Annotated in this window: 7 protein-coding genes; 5 read left to right on the top strand and 2 right to left on the bottom strand. The window is 34.5% G+C overall.

Annotated elements, in window-relative coordinates; all coding sequences use genetic code 11:
• Nucleotides 1-85: 85 nt before the first annotated feature.
• Together VCM48_RS04475 and VCM48_RS04470 are read left to right on the top strand one after the other, a co-directional pair.
• Nucleotides 86-847 carry a DUF6503 family protein gene (locus tag VCM48_RS04475; RefSeq protein ID WP_482271779.1) on the top strand — a complete coding sequence of 254 codons (762 nt, stop codon included), beginning with the start codon at nt 86-88 and terminating at the stop codon, nt 845-847.
• Between the two features lie 130 nt (nt 848-977).
• Complete coding sequence (locus tag VCM48_RS04470; protein ID WP_482271778.1) at nt 978-2,639, top strand: sodium:solute symporter family protein; 1,662 nt, start codon at nt 978-980, stop codon at nt 2,637-2,639.
• Here VCM48_RS04470 and VCM48_RS04465 read toward each other — a convergent pair.
• Together VCM48_RS04465 and cmk are read right to left on the bottom strand one after the other, a co-directional pair.
• Nucleotides 2,636-4,123 (bottom strand): NAD(P)H-hydrate dehydratase, encoded by a 1,488-nt coding sequence (locus VCM48_RS04465; RefSeq protein WP_482271777.1) that lies wholly within the window; start codon nt 4,121-4,123, stop codon nt 2,636-2,638. The genes VCM48_RS04470 and VCM48_RS04465 overlap by 4 nt on opposite strands.
• A gap of 89 nt (nt 4,124-4,212) precedes the next feature.
• Nucleotides 4,213-4,902, bottom strand: a complete 690-nt coding sequence (gene cmk, locus VCM48_RS04460; protein ID WP_482271776.1) for a (d)CMP kinase — start codon at nt 4,900-4,902, stop codon at nt 4,213-4,215.
• Nucleotides 4,903-5,169: 267 nt separating this feature from the next.
• Between cmk and VCM48_RS04455 the strand changes: the two genes are divergently transcribed.
• The 3 genes from VCM48_RS04455 to VCM48_RS04445 are packed head-to-tail and all read left to right on the top strand — an operon-like array spanning nt 5,170 to nt 23,139.
• Nucleotides 5,170-7,416, top strand: a complete 2,247-nt coding sequence (locus VCM48_RS04455; RefSeq protein WP_482271775.1) for a T9SS type B sorting domain-containing protein — start codon at nt 5,170-5,172, stop codon at nt 7,414-7,416.
• 7 nt (nt 7,417-7,423) lie between these two features.
• Nucleotides 7,424-9,253, top strand: a complete 1,830-nt coding sequence (locus VCM48_RS04450; protein WP_482271774.1) for a PorP/SprF family type IX secretion system membrane protein — start codon at nt 7,424-7,426, stop codon at nt 9,251-9,253.
• A gap of 47 nt (nt 9,254-9,300) precedes the next feature.
• Nucleotides 9,301-23,139 (top strand): T9SS type B sorting domain-containing protein, encoded by a 13,839-nt coding sequence (locus VCM48_RS04445; RefSeq protein ID WP_482271773.1) that lies wholly within the window; start codon nt 9,301-9,303, stop codon nt 23,137-23,139.
• Nucleotide 23,140 lies beyond the last annotated feature (1 nt).

Below are 23,140 nucleotides of genomic sequence, written 5' to 3'. Positions count from 1 at the left end.
CTCTCTAAATGTATTTTAGAGAGTTTTTTTATTTTTACTGTAATTTTTATTGGCAGTTTCGACCAATCAGAATAAATCAATTATCATGAAAAAAATAGTACTACTAATAGCTATAGCTCTTGCTTCAATAGCGTGTAAAAAAGAAATTAAAAAGGAAACAAGTAAAAAAGAAGAGGTAGCAGTATCAAAATATCCAAAAGCTTTAGAAGAAGTTTTAAAAAAACATGGGGGAATTGAACAATGGAAGAAAATGAGCACATTGTCATTCACACTAAAAAATGAAGAGCATACCACAGATTTACATTCACGAAAAATAGTAGTGAATTCACCAGAATATTCTTTAGGCTTTGACGGAACAGAAGTGTGGTTACAACAACAAGACTCAACCGCTTTTAAAGGGAATCCTGAGTTTTATTATAACCTATATTTTTATTTCTATGCAATGCCTTTTGTGTTAGCAGATGATGGTATTGTATATTCAGAAACAAATCCACTAATTTATAAAGGAGTAACCTACCCAGGAATAAAAATTTCATACAAAGCCAACGTTGGAACTTCACCAGATGATAATTATTTTATATTTTACCATCCAGAAACAAAACAAATGGCTTGGTTAGGGTATACGGTTACCTTTTTTAGTAAAGAACCAACAGATGCGTATAAAATTATAAGATATAACGATTGGGAAAATGTTAACGGTTTGTTGTTGCCAAAATCCATAACTTGGTATGCTAAAGATGAAAACGGGCAACCAACAGAACCAGCAAGAGAACCAATTCAGTTTAAAATGCCTTTGTTAAACGAAGCATCTTTAGCCAATAGTTTTTACGAGAAACCAAAACAATAATCAACTAATAAACAAACAAAGTATGGATAAAAAGTATGTATGGAAAAAAGAATACACATTAGTCTTAGTGGCTAATTTAGTATACATCGTGTTATTTTATATAATCACTAACATATATACAAAATAAACCATGCAAATAGTAGATTGGATTGTTCTTTCAATAACCTTATTGTTTATTGTTTTATATGGAGCTTGGAAAACGAGAGGAAGTAAAAATGTTGAAGATTATATAAAAGGAGGAAACGAAAGTAAATGGTGGACGATTGGTTTGTCGGTTATGGCAACACAAGCCAGTGCCATTACTTTTTTATCTACTCCAGGACAAGCGTTTCATAGCGGAATGGGCTTTGTACAGTTTTACTTCGGGTTGCCAATAGCAATGGTAATTATCTGTTTGGTGTTTATTCCTATTTATCACCGATTAAAAGTTTACACAGCTTACGAATATTTAGAAGGAAGGTTCGATCAAAAAACTCGAACCTTAACTGCTATTCTGTTTTTAATTCAACGTGGATTAGCTGCGGGAATTACCATTTTTGCCCCAGCTATTATTTTGTCAGCAGTTTTAGGTTGGGATTTAGTTACGCTAAATATTATAATAGGTGTTTTGGTAATTATTTACACCGTTTCAGGAGGAACTAAAGCAGTAAGTGTTACTCAAAAACAACAAATGGCTGTAATTTTCGCAGGAATGTTTGTTGCTTTTTACTTGATATTACAATATTTACCAGACGATATTACATTTACCAAAGCATTAGAAATTGCAGGTGCTTCTGATAAAATGAAAGTGCTAGACTTTTCTTGGGATTTAAATAACCGTTATACTGTTTGGACAGGTATTTTAGGAGGAACATTTTTAATGCTATCTTACTTCGGAACTGATCAAAGCCAAGTACAGCGCTATTTATCAGGGAAATCATTAAGAGAAAGTCAATTAGGATTGATTTTTAATGGGCTGTTAAAAGTACCGATGCAGTTTTTTATTCTGTTAGTAGGAGTAATGGTGTTTGTATTTTATCAGTTTAATCCGTCACCATTAAATTTTAACCCAAAATCAGGAGAAGCAATAGCAAATTCCAACCTTGAAACAATAGAACAATATGTAAAATTAGAAGAGCAACATCGTTTTATTGAAGGAAGAAAAAAAGCGCTGATTTTTGAAGGGTTAACTCCTGAGAATGTAGCACAGATTCAAGAGTTTAATGAACAAGATAAAGTACTAAAGGAAGAAGCGAAAACTATTATTTCAAAAGTAGATCCGTTAGTAGAAACAAACGATAAAGATTATGTGTTTATTCACTTTATTCTAAATAATTTACCTAAAGGATTAATAGGTCTATTATTAGCGGTAATTTTATCAGCAGCAATGTCTTCTACAGCATCTGAATTAAACGCTTTAGGAGGTACAACAGCAATTGACTTGTACAAACGCAATACCAAAATAGAATATAGTGAAGAGCATTATGTGAAAATGTCAAAATGGTTCACTTTAGGTTGGGGGATTTTAGCAATTTTAGTCGCCTGTGTAGCTAATTTATTTGATAATTTAATTCAACTCGTAAATATTATAGGTTCCATTTTTTACGGAAACGTGCTAGGGATATTCTTATTAGCCTTTTTTATAAAATATGTAAAAGGAAATGCGGTATTTGTTGCAGCAATAATCACACAGCTAATTATTATAGCAGTTTGGTATATTGATTGGTTACCATATTTGTGGTTAAATGCTTTAGGTTGTGGATTAGTAATGTTATTAGCAACACTATTCCAAACACTTTCTAAAGACAACTAACTTTTTTCTATTCGTAAAGCATCAATAATATCAGAAGCAATTAACGCATTGTATCCTTTTTTACTAGCAGCTTCGTCACCTGCTTTTCCGTGGAAAAATACGCCTAACAAAGCGGCGTGTAAAGGAGTGTAGTTTTGTGCTAATAATCCAGTTATGATTCCTGTGAGTACATCACCGCTACCCCCTGTTGCCATTCCTTGGTTTCCAGAAGTGTTGAAGTACAAATTTCCTTCAGGAGAAGAAATTACAGTATATGCATTTTTTAAAGCTACGATACATTGATATTTTGCAGAAAACTCAAGTTGCTTCTGAAAACGTTCCGTTGAGGTGTCCGATTTTCCAACCAACCTATCAAACTCTTTAATGTGTGGAGTTAAGACAGAATTTTTAGGAAGTAATGATTTTAATTCTTCGTTTTGAGCAATAATATTAATAGCATCGGCATCTATTACCAACGGACTACTACTTTCCGATACTAACTTTTTTACAAGTTGTGTCGTTTTTTCGTTAACACCTATTCCAGGACCTATCCCGAGAATGTCGTATTTGAAAATTTCTGGGAGTTGGGTCACGAATTCTTCATTCTCATCAGTTAGGCACATTGCTTCTGGAATAGAAGATTGTAAAATTTGATACCCGCACTTAGGTATATAGCTAGTTAACAGTCCAGCACCACTTCGTAAGCAAGCTTTAGAAGATAGTACCGCAGCACCTATTTTTCCGTAAGAACCAGCTATTAACATTGCATGACCATAATTTCCTTTGTGAGATTGGCGAGTTCGAGATATTAAAAGATCAGTAATTTTTTCGTTTAGAATGTAATAGTTGCTCTCTTGTTGCTGAATAAAATCTTCATCTAAGCCAATATCAACCGTTTTCCAATTTTTTACAAACGTTCCATTTTCAGGGAAAAAGAAAGAAAATTTTGGTCGTTGAAAACTTACTGCGATGTCTGCCTGTACAACTGTTTCTGAATCAGGTAACTTATCACAATATAATCCTGAAGGAACATCAACAGCATACACAATTTTTTTAGCATTATTAATACTTTCAATAACATGTTTTATAAAACCAGTAATTGGTTTGGAAAGTCCAAAACCAAAAATAGCATCAATAATCACGTCGTACTCAGAAAAATCAGGAACTTCACTAATAGACTTTATAATAATGGTATCATCAAGCTTTTGAAAATTAATATCACAATCTGGGCTAAGTGTATCTTTAAACTGAACTAAAAAAGGTTGTACAGTATATTTTTTACTTCTTAAAATTCTAGTAATAGCAAATCCATCACCACCGTTATTACCAACACCACTAACAATTGCAATTTTTAGAGAGCGATTTAATAAAGGCTCAATGGCTTTAACAAAGGCTAAAGATGCTTGTCCCATTAGAGCAAAAGAGGTAATTCCTTTTTTAGAAATAGTGTGTTCGTCAGCTTTTCGTATTTGAGTAACGTTGATTATTTTTTGAAGATTTTTCATGTAAGAAATTTACAACTTTACATAAAAAAAGCAAAAAGAAACCCACAAGAATTTTGTGGGTTTATTGTACTAATAATTAAAAGTAGTTTTTATTGAATTCTAGCGTTAACTAAACTCATAATACGTTCAAATTGTTCTTTAAGTCCCATGTCAGAATTATCAAATTCAATAGCATCATCTGCGATAACTAAAGGAGAATCTTCTCGGGTAGAATCTATTCTGTCTCGCTCTTGTACATTTTGTAAAATTTCTTCATAATTTACATTATCACCACGATCTAATAATTCTCTGTAGCGACGCGTAGCGCGTTTGTCGGCAGAAGCAGTCATAAATAATTTTAATTCAGCATCAGGAAAAACTACAGTTCCAATATCGCGACCATCCATAACAATCCCCTTGTTTTTACCCATTTCCTGCTGCTCACGAACTAACTTTTTTCTAATTTCAGAAATTTCAGCAACTTTACTTACGAATTTAGAAACTTCAATGGTTCTAATTTCTTTTTCAACATTGGTTCCATTTAAAAACATTTCAGCAAAACCAAGTTCTTCATTAAAAGTAAAAGACAAAGAAATGTTAGGTAAATCAGCAATTAATTTTTCTGAATTAAAATGATTTTCAGAAATATAACCACGTTGCATAGCATATAAAGTTACAGCTCTATACATAGCGCCAGTATCAACATATATATAGGTCAATTCTTTGGCTAATTGCTTTGCTATAGTGCTTTTTCCTGTAGATGAAAAACCGTCAATGGCTATGGTGATTTTCTTTGTCATGATTCAAAAAAATAGATAGCAAATATACATTAGAATTTTAATATAGGTAGCGAGTTTATTAGTTCAAAAAGAACTAACCAACGATGTGGTTTTAATGTGTTGGCTAGTATAGATTTACGATGAAAAACTAAGATGTTTTAATAGAGAAAAAAACTTTAGTTGCCTGTTAAAAATAGATTTTATATATTTCCCTATTAATTTTATTAGTTTTATTATAGTTTTGTTAAGAAAAACTATAAATTTGACACCCTTAAAAGAATCCCTTAAATGAAAAGAAGCACTAAAAGCATATTATTACTTTTAGCATCATTTCTACTGTGTATAAATTCAAGCGCTCAAGTGCTTGAAAGTGTCGTTGTTAACGATTTAGTAGGTGTGAGTAATAGAGCTCTTTGTGATCAAGTAGGAGGGACAGACTATTCTTTAGATATAAGTTTCACAGGTATTTTTGAAGATGCTAATACTTTTAAAATAGAACTTTCCGATGAAGATGGATCTTTTTCAGATCCTTCTAAAGTAAAAACGTTAAGAACACTTATCAGTACAGCTGCAAATGACTATAACAAAGGTCAAGGTATGGATAATATCAGTTTTCAGTTGCAAGAAGGAACTTATGGTAAGAACTATGTAATACGTGTAAGAACAAGTACTCCTGTACAAACAGTACAAACAGCTTCGTTTGAAGCGTATTATGATATGTTTGCAGAAGGAGAATTGTCTATAAATAATGGGAATTCATTCACACTATGTAATGGAGAATCAAGAGAGGTTTCTTTAGATACCGATGTTATTGGAGAATATTTGTGGTATAGAGCCCAAAGTAGTGGAGCTGATGAATTGGTAGCTACTACGCAAGAGCCTAAATATACAATAGCAGAAACAGGACAGTATTATGTGAAAGTTGATTATGGGTTGTGTGGTGGTATTGATTCAAGACGTTTAGATGTTTTTGGTCTTAGCGGTGATGATAAAGAAATTAAAGGAGCGTCAACTATTGAAATTTGTGGAGACAAATCTCATACATTTGAAGCGAATGTAACAAATACGTCTTATACGTATAATTGGTATTTAGATGACGAATTAAAACAATCTTCAAATGATCCTACATATGAAACACCAACTGCAGGTCAATTCGGCACATACCGTTTAGAAATAGTGGCAGGAACATGTACTACAGTTTCAAATGATGTTGTATTACAACAACAAACAGATGCCGGATACACAGTAACCAATGAAGGTGCACTAAAAAGAATTATATTATTTGGAGAATCAAAAGAGTTGTGTATAAGCCATGATGCTACGCCTGTTGAAGATGTAACTATTGAATGGTTTAGAAACGGACAAACATTAGGAACAGCAGTACAAGATCAATTATGTATTGATGCAACAACAGAAGGAACTTACTTTGCAAGAGTTACAAAAAGTACAGGGTCGGCTTGTGATGCAGTAGTTGATTCAGAAGAGTTTGTACTATTAGCAGTAGACTCACTTAATGTAGTGATTAGAACTGCTACAGATTATGAAGAGTGTAATTCAGCTACTACTAAGTTAAGTATGGTAGGTGTAAAAGCCGTAGCAAAAGATGGAAACGAGTATGATTTAACTTCCGGTCAAATAGCGATGTTAAACTTTGACTGGAAAAAAGATGGAGTTTCTACAGGAGGAACAACTGAAGAGTATACGGTCAACTCATATGCTGATAATGGTTCATATATACTAACAGTAAGCACAAATAATGGAAAGAGTGGTGATTCTAATGCTATTGATGTAAAGTTAGTAGAGGTACCTCAGGTATCTTCTACATCAACTTCAAATTCTTTATGTGCAGGTTCTTCTATTGTTTACACAATAGATAACTTTAATACGAGTTATACTTATCAATGGATAAAAGATGGGGACGAAGATGTAACCCCTTCAGACCCTCAAACATTAGTAGTAACTGAAGTAGGGGAGTATGTGTTACAATATTCTGATTCAAGCTGTAGCAATGAATTAGCAGCTATAAATGTAATTCCTTTTGATGATTCAGCAGTAACTGTTACTCCATCAGAAATTGTTGTGCTGGAAGAGGGCGGTTCAGCTATAGTTGTGGCAGCTGGTGGAGAAAATTACGAATGGTATCAAGGAGAAGATACTTCAGGAGCTTTGTTATCAACAACAGAGCAGTTAGAGGTGACTGAATTAGGTTTTTATACAGTGCAAGTAAAAGTAGGTAACTGTACACTGTATAAGACAATAGAAGTAGTAGAGCCTGATGGACAAATTATAGTACCTAATATTGTGTCTCCTAACCAAGATGGAATTAATGATACTTGGAAGTTGTCAAATTCATATGCATATCAACCTAGTGTGGAGATAATATTATATAATTCAGGGGGAAAAGAAATTTTAAAAACAACTGATTACAAAAACGATTGGCCTGTAGAGAGTTTAGGCAATCAAAAAATATTTTATTATAAGATTATTAGAGAGGGTAAGCTGATTAAAGCAGGGACGATATCAGTAATAGATTAAATTTTAGATGATTAGAAAAATTACTTTACTTATTATTTTAGTATTAAATGTGTTTGTGGTACAAGCACAATTTTCTGGTGGTGAACAGCAATATAGTAGCTTTAGTTCACGAAACTTCATGAAATTTAATCGCTTTTTAACCGTGCCTACCTTTTCTGCTCTAAGAGAGAATAAAACATCGCTTTCTGCAATCGTAAGAAATAGTAATGTAGAATTTGAAGATAATCCAAAATTATATTTGGCTACATACTCAGGGAAAATGAGGGAAAATGTAGGAGCAGGTCTCGCTATTTATCAACAAGAAGTTGGAGTTTTTAAAGATTTCGGTGCCTTAGCTAACTATGCGCATCGTTTACAGTTAAATGAAACGATGGATTTAACTTTTGGATTTAACTTTTTGTATAGTAGAAGAAGTGCAGATGGATTAAAGGTAAATTCAGCAGAACCAGATCCTCAGATTTCAAATTACCAAGACCTTCCTATTGTTAATTTTCAACCAGCGATAACATTATCTATAGGAAAGTTTGATGTAGGAGTGTTTTTCGAGAATTTAGTAGATTTTAATCTGAAAAAGAGTGAAATGGCTACTTCTTTTGGAGAAAAAACATTCTCAGGGCATTTAATGTATTCACATGAATTTACCTATGCAAAAGGACTTTTTGAAGGTGCTGATATACGAATGTTAGCAATGGCAAGAAAACCAGGAGATGGCGAGTTTGGTTATGGAGCAAATGCTATTATAGATTTACCTAAAGCAGGTTGGGTTAAAGCGGGGTATGATAAAACGTACGGTATCTCAGCAGGTGTTGGAGTAAACTTATCTGATAAGTTAGCAATTGGTTTTACCTATGAGAAGAGTAGTTTTGCAGCAACTAATGAAATAGGATTGATTTATAATTTTGGAAAAAGATCGTTTACACGGGAACGTCCTAAAAGAAGAACTGGTAACGTAAAAGTTAGTCTTCCAGAACGAGCCCCAAAGAAAGAAATTGAATATAAAAACCCAGAACACAACGATTTATCTGATGAAATTCAACAAGCGCAAGACTCTATTGATATTTTAAATAAAAAGGTTGACGAGGTATTACGTTTATTGAAAAATCAACCAGCGCCGAAAACAACAACTAATACAGTAATAATAAGAGATACAGTTCAATCAAAAGATACTTCATTAAAAAGAAGATCAAATAAACCATGGCGTAAGAGTACAATAACGCGTTCAGGTGGAGGAGGTACCATGTATTATGTAGTTTCAGACCAGTTTAGAAGTAAAGAAAATGCTGAAGCACTAATAGATAAGTGGTCTCGATTAGATATTGAAGCAAAATATGTATTTGAGCCTAAGAAAAAGTTATATTACGTTTACCTTGATAGGTTTGCAAAAGAAGAAGATGCAGAAGAAGAGGTTGACAATTTTAACGATAAAACTCGTTTATTTGAAAAGAACGATGAGAAGAAAGATAACTCAACGATAAAAGTTCAAAAAACAACTAAAGATCCTGTGTATGTGGTTAAAATTACTTTAGGAGGCTCATTGAGTAGTTATGAAGAACCTAAAACACAACCACCAGCTAGAGTTTATCCAATGGAGGCTGAAGGAGTAGAGCCAGGATATTATTTAAGAGTATATGTTAACTCACAAAAAGCATTAGCAGATAGAAATGTAGATGAGTTACGAAATGATGATATAGATGCAGATTATTTTGTTGACCCAAAAACAGGGTTTATGCATGTTTACATTTTTAAAACAACAGATAGAGCGGAAGCAATAAAAATGTATAATACAAATTTAAATGGAGCCTTTTACGATCGTAAAGCAATCGTACAGATAAAATAAAATACATAACTTAAGAACTTGATTAATTAATTCCCCCAATTGAAATTATGAAAAGAATAATTACTTTACTAATAATTGTATTACAAACTTTTTTTAGTTTTTCGCAAGAAAAACCAAAAACACCTCCCAAACCTTTAAATGAGGCTAAAGGTTATGCTAACTTAAAAGCATCCTTATCATTAGAAACGCAAAATACAGGAGCCAAGTTAGCAGCTGGTTTTAACCAACGTACCATAAAACCTGATGGTACTTCAGGAGGTATAAACATAAAAGGAGATATTACATTTATAGCCAATAATGTTTTAAGTGTAGATGGATGGGGCTATGATAATGGTTGGTATACTTATGATCCAACTGACCCTTATGATGGTACTAGCTCAAACGGAAATGTTGATATGCAATATATCGACATAGATAGTGATGCTTCTACATTCTCATCGAGTTCGGATGTTTTAAGTCTTCCTACTTGTTCAAGAGTAGTGTATGCAGGGTTATATTGGGCTGGAGTTTATCGTTACGAAACTTGGGAAGGGCAAGAAAGTAGGAGTGATAATCCAAATCAAATTAAATTTAGATTACCCGGAGGAGTTTATCAAGATATAACTGCAGACGAAACAGTTTATGACCAAGGTTTTAGTTATGTTTATTATAAAGATATTACATCTGATATCCAGGGACTTTCAGCTGTTGATCCAGAAGGACATAATGGTACTTATGTAGCTGCAAACATCAGGGCAACAAGGGGTGATGACCCAAATGGATTAGGAGGTTCTGGAGGTTGGACCATGGTGATAATTTATGAAAACCAAACACTATCAAGTAAAAATATAGCTATTTTTGACGGTTATGCTGATGTAGATGGGAGTAATGATGTGGAATTATCATACTCTGGTTTTACTACAGTGCCTGTAGGAAACCCAGCAAACCCAGCACCAGTAAGAGTTAGTTTGTTAGCTGCGACGTTAGAGGGGGATAGAAGTATTTCAGGAGATAGATTTCAAATAGAAAATACTAGCGGTAACTATGTAAGTCAATCAACACCAAATATAAACCCAGATTATAATTTTTTTAATGGATCTATAAGTATAAATGATCAATATTTAACTTCTCGTATTCCAGATAGTGAAAACACATTAGGGTTTGATGTAGACTTATATCAATTAAGTAATACTAATAACAGTGTTATTACTAATGGGCAAACTTCTGCTAATGTTAGATTTACTACAAGTGGAGATGTTTATTGGCCTTTTTTAAATGCACTGGCGGTAGAAATAATTGAACCAGAGCTACAAATGGTGAAATCTGTTTTAGATGGTAGCGGTAACGATATTCAAGGGACACCTGTAGGTTTAGGTAGTGAATTATGGTATAATATAAGTTTTCAAAACGTAGGTACAGATGATGCTACTAATACAGTAATAACAGATAGATTACCCAAAAATGTAGATTTATTAGAAACGTCTACTGGAGGAACAGTATATAATGGTATGCGTTTTGACATCGATTTACCGGCAGGAGTAACAATAGTAGGTTATGAAGGTCCTTCTGCAGCTAATGGTTTTAGAGCGCAAGTTGAGTTTGGAATCCCTGATAATATGGTAAGGGAAAATGGAGCAGAATATAATATTCGTTTGCATGTACAAGTAGTTTCTGACTGTAATGAGTTAAGAGATGTATGTTCAAATGTGGTACAAAATCAGGCTTTTGCTAGATTTGAAGGAGTTAGAGGGGGAGTTGTAGTAGACAACGAACCTAGTTACTCTGGTTTTGATAGTTGTGATTTTGGTATTGTAGGATCTTCAAACTTTTTAGTTAATTTAGATGATTGTGATTTTAGAAGAACAGAGGTTCTTTGTGGGGGAAGTATAGAATTAACAGCAGGTAATGGTTTTGATACCTATAGTTGGGAAGATGAAAATGGTCAGTTTTTAGGAAATACTCAAAGTATTACAGTGAATAGTGCTGGAGTATATACAGTAACCAAAACAACAACCTTAGGGTGTATTACAAAACCTGAAATTGTAGAAGTAATAAGTTTTGCAAATGTATCTAACCCATTAGCACCACCTTTTGCAGATAGATTCAATACTTCTTGTACTAGTAATACTACAGAGTTGGCTGAAATTTATTTATGTGGAAGTACAACGGAATCAAGAGATATTACTTTACCTTTTGCAGGATCAAATACAACTGTAGAATGGTTTAAATTAAACGGAGATGGTGGTTGTGGATATAACTTTGAAACAGAAGATTGTGCACCTACATCTACTGGATGTTCTTGGAGTTCGTTAGGAACAGATTTGACTCAATCTTTCGATGAAACAGGAGCTTATAAATTAGAAGTTTTATATGACGGAACATGTCCGAGAACATATTATTTTAATGTATTTAGAAATTCACTAACACCTACTCTTGTACCAACAGATATTTTATGTGGAACAAACGGAAGTATTGTAGTTAATGGAGTACCTGATGGGTATGAGTATAGTTTATCTGGCAATGGTACAACGACTGCTTTTCAAACAAGTAATACTTTCTCAATAACTAATCCAGGAGATTATACTGTAACAATTCGTCAAATTGGTTCTAACGGATCTTGTAATTATGTTACAGATAGTGTAAATATACAAAGTCTAGATATTGATTTAAATATACTTACAAACATTGATGTATGTGGAGGAGCATCAGAGCTTACAGTACAAATAGGAAATGTACCAGGTAGATATTCTTATGAGATAAGAAAAGATAATGTGTATATGGCAGGGTCTAATGGCTTTATTGATAGTAATGACCAAAGATATACTATAACTGAGAGTGGTACATATCAGGTTTTCGTAACTACAGAAGGTGGTTGTTCGGCTAATGAAACAAGAGTAATAACCTTACCTGAGCCAATTACACTGTCAGCAATTACAACAAAAAATATTACTTGTGAAAATGGAAGCTCACCAGGAATTATAACATTAACGCCAAGTGAGGGGACTTCACCATACGAATATGCTGTAATTTCTGTAAATGGAACTCCAGTAGCAGATGCTGATAAAGTGTATTTTACTGACACAACCTACGAAGTTCCAATGGGAAGTGAAGGTACATATGTGTTTGAAGTAAGAGATGATAATAACTGTAGTGCGACAGCGGAAGCTACTGTTGTGGTTGAACCAGCGTTACAGTTTACAGCAACACCAACAAATATTGCGTGTAATGGAGATAATGATGGTACGATACAAGTAAACTTAACAGGAGGAGATGCTACAGGTTATACTTTAGAGTATAGTATAGATGGTTTTTCTACAACGAATAATACAGGTGTATTCTCAGGTTTATCAGCAGGTTCTTATACTATTGATATTAGAGCTTCAAAAAATACGTATCAATGTACCTACCAAGTAAGTACTACAATTACAGAACCACCAGCACTTAGTGCAGAAGTAGTTAAAGAAAGAGACTATAACTGTGGAGCAGGAGGGAAAGTAAGATTTGAAAATGAAACAGGAGGTACTGGGGCATATGAATATGGTGTAGGTGTTGTAGACACTAGTACAGGAAATGTAACTTCTATTGATTATTATTCTTTTGATGATAATGGGTCGGCAGAAGCAGTATTTAATAGTTTAACTCCAGGGTTCTATCGTTTTTATATAAGAGATGAAAATGGTTGTGTATATGAAATACCAGGAGATATTGAAATTTTGGATTCTCCTCAAGCACCACAATTAGTACCAGATATAACTTATAACTGTGACGGTACAGGAAATGTAGTATTAGGACCACCTTCAGAAATAAAAAATAATTTTGAATATTCTCTAGATGGAGCACCAACGACTAATATTAATAACTTTCCAAATTTAACACCAGGTCCTCATGAGATTTTGGTATATTATAAAGGTCAAGACTGTAGTACATTAGTTAGTTTTGTTATAGAGCAGAACCAAGCATTTACAGCTAATATAGACTCTTGGGAAAATATAACATGTAACGGTGGAAGTGATGGTACAATTACTATTAATGCTGAAAACTACGGAACTTCTTACCAATACTCGTTAAACGGAGGAGCATGGAGTACAGCATTAACAACAAGTCCATATACAATAACAGGTTTAACAAGTGGAACATATTCAATTAGTGTACGTTCAAATGTAAACTCTGAAGGAGATTGTCAAGTAGATATACCTGATAATGTAGTATTAACTCAGCCAGATATAGTTACAGTTGCTGCTCAGGTAACAAAAGAAATAACTTGTGTGCCAAATACAGGAGCTACTATTTCGGTTACTAATACAGATGGAGGGAATGGAGCGCCATATACACACGAATTATTAGACAATTCAGGAAATCCTGTAGCATTCACAAATGTACCAGTAGGAGATTACACAGTAGTAGCTACAGACTCAAAAGGATGTACATCAGCACCTTTCCCTATTACAGTAAATCCAATAACTACTTTAGCATTTACAGTAACACCAGTAACATGTTATGATGGAAGTAATGGAACACTTACAGTTAATGTAACTTCAGGAAATGGAGACTATTCATATATGATTGATGGTGTTACAGGTTGGCAAAATTCTAATGTGTTTAATAATTTAACAGATGGAGCATATGATGTTATTGTAAGAGATGGAAAAGGTTGTCAGATAACAGAATCTGCAACAATTCTTCCACAAGTTACAGCAACGATAGTACCAGTGAGTGCAACTTGTAATCCAGGTCAAATACAGATAACTCCAAATGGAGGAGATGGAAATTATCAATTTATTGTTGAAGATGCAGGAGGAAATCAGAATACATATACATCTAGTCCTATAAGTGTACCAGCAGGAACTTATATTGTATATGTAAGAGATAAGAATGGAGGAGCTAATTACTGTGAGTTTACAGACACAGTAACAGTAAATCAAATAGTGAACCCTACACATACAACAACCCTTGTACAACCTAAATGTAGTGGTGAAACAGGAACAATTAATGTTACTGTAGCCAATGGTACAGCAAATTATACAGTTACCGTTACAGGTTCAGGAGCTCCAATAACACAAGGACCTTCAAGTGGATTAAATTATACATTCTCAGGGTTAGCTGTTGATACTTATCAAGTAGTAGTGACTGATGCTAACGGATGTTCATCATCGCCTACAACAGAAACAATAGTAGCTCCATCTCCTTTAACAGGAGGTAGTGCTGCAGCAACAGACTTAATGTGTAGCCCTTCAGGAACTATTTTAGGAACAATCACTTTCACAGCTCCAACTGGAGGAACGCCAAACTATTTATATTTTTATAAGTTAACGGCAGATACTAATTATACACAAGCAGGAAGTACAACAGTAACAAATCTAGATCCCGGAACCTATGATACTAGAGTGGTGGATGCTAATGGATGTATTTTAGACTTAAATCCAGTAACTATTGCAGATTTACCTACTGAACCAACATTGAATAGTACAGTAGATTATAACTGTGATGGAACAGGAAATATAACTGTAACAGGTACACCCGCGGGTAGTTATACATATACATTAGGAGGAACTTCAAACTCAACAGGAGTATTTCCAAACTTATCTGCAGGAGCTTATACTATTACTGTTGACTATGGAAGTAATTGTACGACAGATATTATAGTAAATGTAGAAGCCAACCAAGAGTTTACAGCTGCTATTACAGGTAGCTCTAAAACATGTATTGGAAGTAACGATGGAACGATTACTGTAGAAGCTTCTTTCCCTTCGAGTACTCCAACTTCATTTGAATATAATGCTAATGGAAATGGATGGCAAGCAGCAGGTACAAACCCATTTACAATAACAGGTTTACCAGTAGGAGTAAATACGATTGAAGTTCGCCCTAATAGTGCTTCACCAGCAGCATGTACAGTTACATTACAAGAAACATTGGTAGATCCAACACCAATGGTATTAGCATTACCAATAACAAAAGAGGTTACCTGTAGTATACCTACGGGAGCTACTATTACTCCTGGTGTAACAGGAGGTTATGGAGGTGTAACATATAGTTATGAGTTATTTATAGCGCCAATGACACCAACAGGAACTACCACAACTACAGAGTTTACAGATGTAGCACCTGGAGACTATATTGTAGTGGCTACAGATCAAACTAATGGTTGTACAATATCTAATACAGTTACTGTAACAGCAGCAGAATCTGTAACTTTTAATGCAGTAGCACAGTGTTATGATGGAACTAACGGACAAATTGAAGTAGATGTTCTTACAGGTAATGGAGATTATTCATATAGTTTAGATGGAGGGAGTAATTTTACTCCTGTAACTACAGATCCATTTATTATTTCAGGATTATCACCAGGAGATCATGATATTAGAGTTCAAGATGGAAAAGGATGTTTTGCAGACGTAACAGTAACAATTAACCCACAACTTTTTGCGACTGCAACACCTACGGATGCTAATTGTGTTCCGACCGGAGAAATTTTAGTAAGCCCAACAGGAGGTACCGGAGCAGGAACTTATGAGTTTGCTGTTATTACAGATGGCTCACCAGCACCAGCGGCTTCAGATTATAGCGGAACCAATCCAATAACAGGGTTAGCCCCTGGTACTTATGACGTCTATGTGCGTGATGGTTCTAGTTGTTCTTATATTGTAGAAAATGTAGTAATAGGAACAACGCCTAATCCTACTATGACAGTTACAGATAATTCACCAAGATGTTTTGGAGAAACAGCGGTAGTAACGGTAAATATAGCTGATGGTTTGGCTCCTTATACAGTACAGATATCTAATTCAGGAGGAGTCGTAGATAGTGTAACAACAAATAACACTTCAGTAAATTTTGCAGGTTTATCATCTGATACTTATACGGTAACATTAGTAGATGCCAACAACTGTCCAAGCCCATCACCATTAACAGAAACAATTATAATTGATACGTTACCAGAAATAGATGCTACTATTGAAGGAGTATTACCAGCTAATTGTATTGCTTATGGAGACGACCCAAGTCAATTTGGTTTTAAATATGTATTACCAGGTTCTTTAACATCAATTTCATCACCATATGTAGTAGAGGTAAGAGATCAAAATGGGAATTGGATACCAGAAGACGGCGTGAATGAATTTACAAATATCCCTCCAGGTACTATTGTAAGTCCAGCAGTTCGTATAGTTGATGGTGCTACCGTAATTTGTATCCGAGAGTTTGAAGATTTTGAAACTCCTTTTAATGTAAATAGTTTAGTAATTAACATTTTGTACAGTATTTCTAATTGTCAAGATGGTATGGATGTTTTAGTAGAGGCTTCTGGGGGTAATCCTAGTTATGGTTTTGCTATAGATGAAGTGCCAGCAACACCTGCAGATTGGGATGCACCAGACACTCCAGGAGGGAATACAAAAACATATGCAGGGTTAATACCAGGTAGAACTTATACTTTTTACGTAAGAGATATGGATAATGGTTGTATTGAGATGGAAGAAGGAGAGTACAACCCACCAACAGCATCTGATAATATTCCAATAACATCTAACGTAACAACACAAGGGTGTGGAGTTAATTCAGGGGTTATAATGTTTACCGTAGACAATTCTAGTGGAAATGCAGCGACAGGTTCTAACTGGCATCTTTATGATGTAAATACTACAGTAACAGATCCTGTTTCTGATGGAGCTCTTGAGAGTGGAACAATACCAGCAGCAGCAACATTTGATATAACAACTACAGTAGCGTTAGGAGCAGGAACTTATTATTTAATTATAGAAGACCCTACCTCATTTCCAACATGTAAATGGGCAAGTGGAGATGTAGAAATTCAAGATGGAGAGCCTATTACAGGAAATCTAAATGTAGTGGATAATATTACTTGTAGTGCTAATGGTGTAATAAGTATTGACGATGTAAATGGAGGTTTCCCTGGGTATACTTATAATTTAGTATCTGCAACAAATACATCTTTAACACCAACAACAATTACAGGCAATATTTTAGAGGTTGCATATAGTGATTTAAATGACACAACATTACCAGTTAATGTAACTATTGAGGTTGTAGATTCAAAAGGTTGTACATTAACTTTAACGGAAACTTTAACAGTAAGTCAACCGCCTACACTTACTTTAGACAGTACAGCAAATTGTGATCCTTTAAAATCTATTACAGTTACAGGTTCAGGTGGTTTAGCTCCTTATCAATATAGTATTGATGGAGGTGCTTTTACAGCGCAAACTTCAGGTTCTCATACGTTTACTGGTTTAGCATCAGGAGATCATACAATAGTGGTAAGAGACGCTAATGGTTGTGAAGATACTTTGACAGGACCAACAGCTGTTTCTACTTATCCAGTATTAGATTTTAATTTAACAACAGTTCAAAATTTAAATTGTGCACCAGGACAAGCCGTTATAGGTATAGAAATTACTTCAGGAGCTGATTTAGGTTCTTCAGGAGATTTTACATATACAGTAACACCTGCCGCTACGGCAACACCAAATAATGGTACAATAACAGGAGTACAAACATCTCAAAATGTTACGGTAACAACAGCTGAAACTTATGAAGTAACGGTAAATGATTTAACATCAGGATGTTCGGAAACAAAACAAATTCCTGTAGCAGCAGCTGTTCAGCCAGACTTCTCATATGAAGTAGAAAATAGTGTGTGTGCGGGTGATAATTCAGGAAGTATCAGAGTAACATCGGTTGATAATGGAATTTTACCATTAACGTACGAGATAAATAATGATCCATCAGACCCATCAACTCCAGTATATAATGCTACATTACCAGCAGGAGATTCAGTATTCACAGGGTTAGCTCCAGGTACTTACACAGTAACAGCTGAAAGTACAATTAATGGATGTACAACAACTAAAACAGGTATTGTAATTACTGAGTATTTAGCTATAACATTAACAGACCCTGTAGTTGATGAATTTAAGTGTAACGCAGGTACAAATACTGTAAATGTAGCTACGGTTACCGTACCAAATGGAGCAGGAGATATTTCAGGAGGCTCAGGAAACTATACCAGTGTATCGTTTACCTATACGCCTATTACAGGATCTCCTGAAACAAAAATAGGAAGCAGTTTTGAGTTTACAACAACAAACACTTCTGGAGGTACAGTAGAGGTCGTAGTATATGACGATAAAGGATGTTCTGCTACAACTAATGTTACTATTGATCCTTATGTAGAAATGACAGGTATAAGCGCAACTCAAGATGTGGCTATTACTTGTACTACAGGAGAAAGCATTAATGTAAAAGTGAGTCCAGATATTGCAGATATAACTTATACAATTGTTGAAACAGGACAAACAATACTAGTAAATGATCCAACGCAATCAGCTAATTTTACTGGTTTAGCAACAGGTACTTATACAGTAACTGGAACAAACCCAGCTACTAACTGTGTGGTAGAAACATTCTATACGGTAGGAGATGAACCTGCGTTTGATTTGTTAATTACAGATGTTGTAGATGCAAGATGTTTGGGAGAAACAGGTAGCGTACTTATGGACTTCAGTCCTTCAACTCCGTATACAGGGAATTATAACTATACTGTTTATAGAGCTAGTGACGATTCTGTAGAAAGAGTAAGAAATGGACAGACTTTAGATTCTCCTATTGCTAATTTAGCAGCTGGTGAATATTATGTAGTTGTTACTATGTTAGATAGTCCTTTTTGTCAGCCAAGAACACAAAACTTTACTATTTATGAACCAGATCAACCATTGATAATTTTAGCTGATGATGCGTCAGTAAGTTGTCGTAATGGTTCAGATGCTACAATCACAGCTTCAACAACAGGAGGTTGGGGTAATTATGAATATCAATTAGAAGATACAGGTACAGGAGCTATAATTGGAGGGTATGATTTTGCATCAAATGGAGGCAATAATATATTTACAAACTTAGCACCAGGGAATTATAGAATTCGTGTAAGAGATGGAAAAGGATGTCCTAGGTCAGTTACAGTAACAGTTAACAATCCGGACTTAGTAGACTTTACGTTTGTAGAAAACGACAATGTATGTGATCCTTCTACAGGGGGTAGTATTACTGTAAATGCTATAGGAGGTACTCTTACATATACTTATAGTATATCAGGTACTTTAGGGTATTCAAATTCACAAACATTAAATGCAGGTTCATATACGTTTAGTAATTTACCAGCAGATGAATATACTTTAAGTGTTGTAGATTCTAATGGTTGTACAGCACCTGATCAAACAGTTACAATTAATCCAGATGTTAACTTCTCGTTAGTAGAAACCAAGAAAATTGATTGTTCACCAACACCAAACGGAGTTGTAACAGTTGATTTAGTAAATTGGACATCAGGGGTAAGTAATTACGAGTATGAAGTAGTAGGTTCTTCGAGTGGTCCATTAGTAAATGGAGCAGTAACTAGCGATCCTTTTACAATATCAATTCCTAATGGAAATCCAACACCACAAACGTATACGGTTACGGTACGTGATTTAGGAGCAACACCAGTATGTGATGTTTCAAAAGATATTGTAATTAACCCTAGAATAGAGCCAGTATTTACTGCCATAGCAACTGTAAACGACATTTGTTTAGGAAGTACGGATGGAGAAATAACAGTTTCGGAAACTGACAATGGTATTTCACCGTTAACGTATACGATTAATCCATTGCCAGCAACAATGACATTTAATAATAATGTATTCTCTGGTTTACCTGCAGATACGTATACAATTACAGCACAAGGAACAAACGATTGTATTACTTCTATAGATGTAACAATTAATGAAAATTTAGCAATCGATATTTCAAATGCAGTATCAGTGTCACAATTTAATTGTACAGTTGGTAATACAACAAACAATGCAACGATAACAGTAGATGAAACTGCTATAGTTGGAGGTACAGAAAATTATGTACGTGTAGTATTTGCTGATGGAGCAACTATTTTACAAGACAGTAGTAACTTTACTTACACTTCTACAGATGAAACAGGAGGTACATATACAGTAAGCGTGTATGATGAAAACAACAATTGTTTTGATTCAGAAGATGTTGTAATCGATCCGTTTGTTAGTATAACAGGCGTAACTGTTACTCCTCAAAGAGCGATTGATTGTAATGATGGTGAAGATATAATAGCTACTTATACAACAAGTACAGGAAATCCATTAGCTAATTTTGAGTTCAGGTTATATAATAATGCGACAGGAGCATTATTAGAGACAAGAGCGAATACTGATGGTGACTTCACCCAGTTTTTAACAACAGGTACATATAGAATAGAGTTAGAAAACTTAGATACTAACTGTATTTTTACAGAGTATTATGTAGTAGATGAAGCACCATCTTTTGATATATTCTTAACAAATATTGAAAGAGCATGTTTTGGAGGTACAGGAAGTGTAGATATATACTTTAGCCCTGATACTCCTTATACAGATGTGTATGATTATGAGGTGTTCACTATTGGAGGAACATCAACAGGTATTACAGGAAATGGAACAGGAGGAACACCTACTACCATTTCAGGTATAGCTCCGGGAGAGTATTATGTACAGGTTACAATGCCAAATACACCATTCTGTACATCTCAAACAGTAAACTTTGAGATTACTCAACCTGATAGCGACTTAACATTAGCAAGTGATTTAACCTACTTAAAGTGTACACCACCAAACTCAGGAGGAGTTAAGTTAACAGCTAATGGAGGTTGGGGTGCTTACCAGTATGAATTGGTAAACAACACTTCAGGTTTAACAGTTCAGCCATTTGATAACAATGCAATTATTACTGGTTTAACAGCAGGAGATTATACAGCAACTGTTAGAGATGTTAATGGATGTACAGAGACAACAACCTTTACATTAATACCAGGAACAACGATTACAGGAAACTTAAATGTCACGCCGAACCTTTGTGAAGGAGAATATACAGCAACTATTGAAGTAACTAATATAGCTGGAGGTCAAACACAAGACTCTAATAGAACATACAGTTACATATTAGTATACCCTGACTTAACAGAAAGTGCAAGTCAGTCATCACCAATCTTTACGAACTTACCAGCAGGCGTTGGATATTCAGTAAAAGTAGCAGATGGATATTCTTGTGATGGTCTTTTAGGTCCAATTGATATAATTGACCCTATCGAAGTAGTTGCCTCAGCAGAAATTACAGTAGATATTACATGTAATACTCCTCAAGCAACAGTAGAAGTTACAGGAGCAGGAGGTACAGGCCCTTATATGTATAGTATGGATGGAATTACTTTTGGAAATACAACTACATTTAATGTAGATGCAGGAGTACACCAATTCTATGTTAGAGATAGTGAATTATGTGTTTCTGAGCCAGCAACAGTAACAGTTGGAGCTTATGAGCCTTTAGTAGCAACACTAAATATAGATTCAGCATTTATTACCTGTAATGGAGATAGCAATGCAGTATTATCAGCCAATGTACAAGGAGGTTTTGCAAACTATGAATACCAATTACTAGATGGAAATGATACTCCAATAGATGGTACTTGGCAAACATCAAATACTTTTAGTGATTTAAATGTTGGTACTTATAAAATAAATGTAAGAAGTACAAATAGGTTTGGTGTAGAGTGTTTTGCTATAACAGGAGAGCACACAATAACAGAACCAGATGTATTAGAAGCTACTGTAACAGCAACACCAGTTACATGTTTTGGAGGTAACGATGGTACTATTACGGTTAATGCACAAGGAGGTAACAATGATTATGAGTTCAACATTGCTTCAGATCCAAGTAGTCCTGATTTCCCTGAAACTAAGTTTGTAAAAAACAATGTATTTGAAAACTTAAGCGCAGGAGTGTATTGGATTACTGTAAAAGACGTTGTAGGATGTTATTTAGACCCTATAAGAGTTGAAGTAACACAACCAGATGAGTTTACAGCAACATTAGTAGGAGTAACAGAACAAGTATGTATTGATGATCCTACACCAACAATTGAGTTAAATGTACAAGGAGGTACACAACCTTATTATGTAAGTATTAATAATGTTGAGTTACCAACTCAGTACACTACAAACTCAATAGTATTAGGAGCAAATGAAAACATTCAAGGAGGTACATCGTACTTTATCACAGTTAGAGATGAAGCAGGATGTAACGTAGTTGATCCTATAAGAGTAACTACAGGAGAACCAGTAGATTTACAGTTAACAGTAGATTTTGAATATACTTGTCCTACAGGTAATATTATTTTAGCAATAGTAGACGAAGCTTACAGAAATAACATGTCATATACATTATATGACGGTGCAAATACACTAATAGCTACAAATACTACAGGAGAATTTATTGATGTACCAGCAGGATCAGGTTATTATGTTACAGCTACCCACACAATAAGTTCTTGTTCTCAAAGTTCTACTAGTAGTCCAATTGATATAGTGGATTATCAACCATTAACCTTAGAGATTGATGATTCAGTTAAGAATACATTAATTGCAAATGCTGATTTTGGTTTACCACCATATGAATACAGTGTAGATGGAGGTGATTTTGGTCCAGATAATGAGTTCTTAATCTTACAAACAAAAGATTATACCATTACGGTAAGAGATGCTAGAGGTTGTGAGGTTACCTTAACTGTTAGAGGAGAGTATATATCTATTTTTGTTCCAAACTTATTTACACCAGATGGAGATGGAATAAACGATTACTGGTATCCTCGTGAAGTAGAAGATTATCATGATATCAAAGTGTTTATTTATGATAGATATGCACGTAATCTTGCAGACTTTAAAGGTACTGTAGAAGGATGGGATGGTACTTATGAAGGTACACCACTACCATCTGGAGATTATTGGTATACAATTTACTTTAAAGAGTTATCAGGTCAAGAGAAGAAAATAATGGGACACTTTACACTATATAGATAAT

The organism is Tenacibaculum sp. DPLXC6 (assembly GCF_056815515.1).
Note: the sequence above shows the minus strand (reverse complement) of the source record. Positions and strands in the feature narration are given on the sequence as shown.

Bases quoted from the DNA above. Each gene is read 5' to 3' on its own strand.
- VCM48_RS04455 (WP_482271775.1), top strand. From the start codon at position 5,170: ATGAAAAGAAGCACTAAAAGCATATTATTACTTTTAGCATCATTTCTA.
- cmk (WP_482271776.1), bottom strand. From the start codon at position 4,902: ATGACAAAGAAAATCACCATAGCCATTGACGGTTTTTCATCTACAGGA.
- VCM48_RS04470 (WP_482271778.1), top strand. From the start codon at position 978: ATGCAAATAGTAGATTGGATTGTTCTTTCAATAACCTTATTGTTTATT.
- VCM48_RS04465 (WP_482271777.1), bottom strand. From the start codon at position 4,123: ATGAAAAATCTTCAAAAAATAATCAACGTTACTCAAATACGAAAAGCT.
- VCM48_RS04450 (WP_482271774.1), top strand. From the start codon at position 7,424: ATGATTAGAAAAATTACTTTACTTATTATTTTAGTATTAAATGTGTTT.
- VCM48_RS04475 (WP_482271779.1), top strand. From the start codon at position 86: ATGAAAAAAATAGTACTACTAATAGCTATAGCTCTTGCTTCAATAGCG.
- VCM48_RS04445 (WP_482271773.1), top strand. From the start codon at position 9,301: ATGAAAAGAATAATTACTTTACTAATAATTGTATTACAAACTTTTTTT.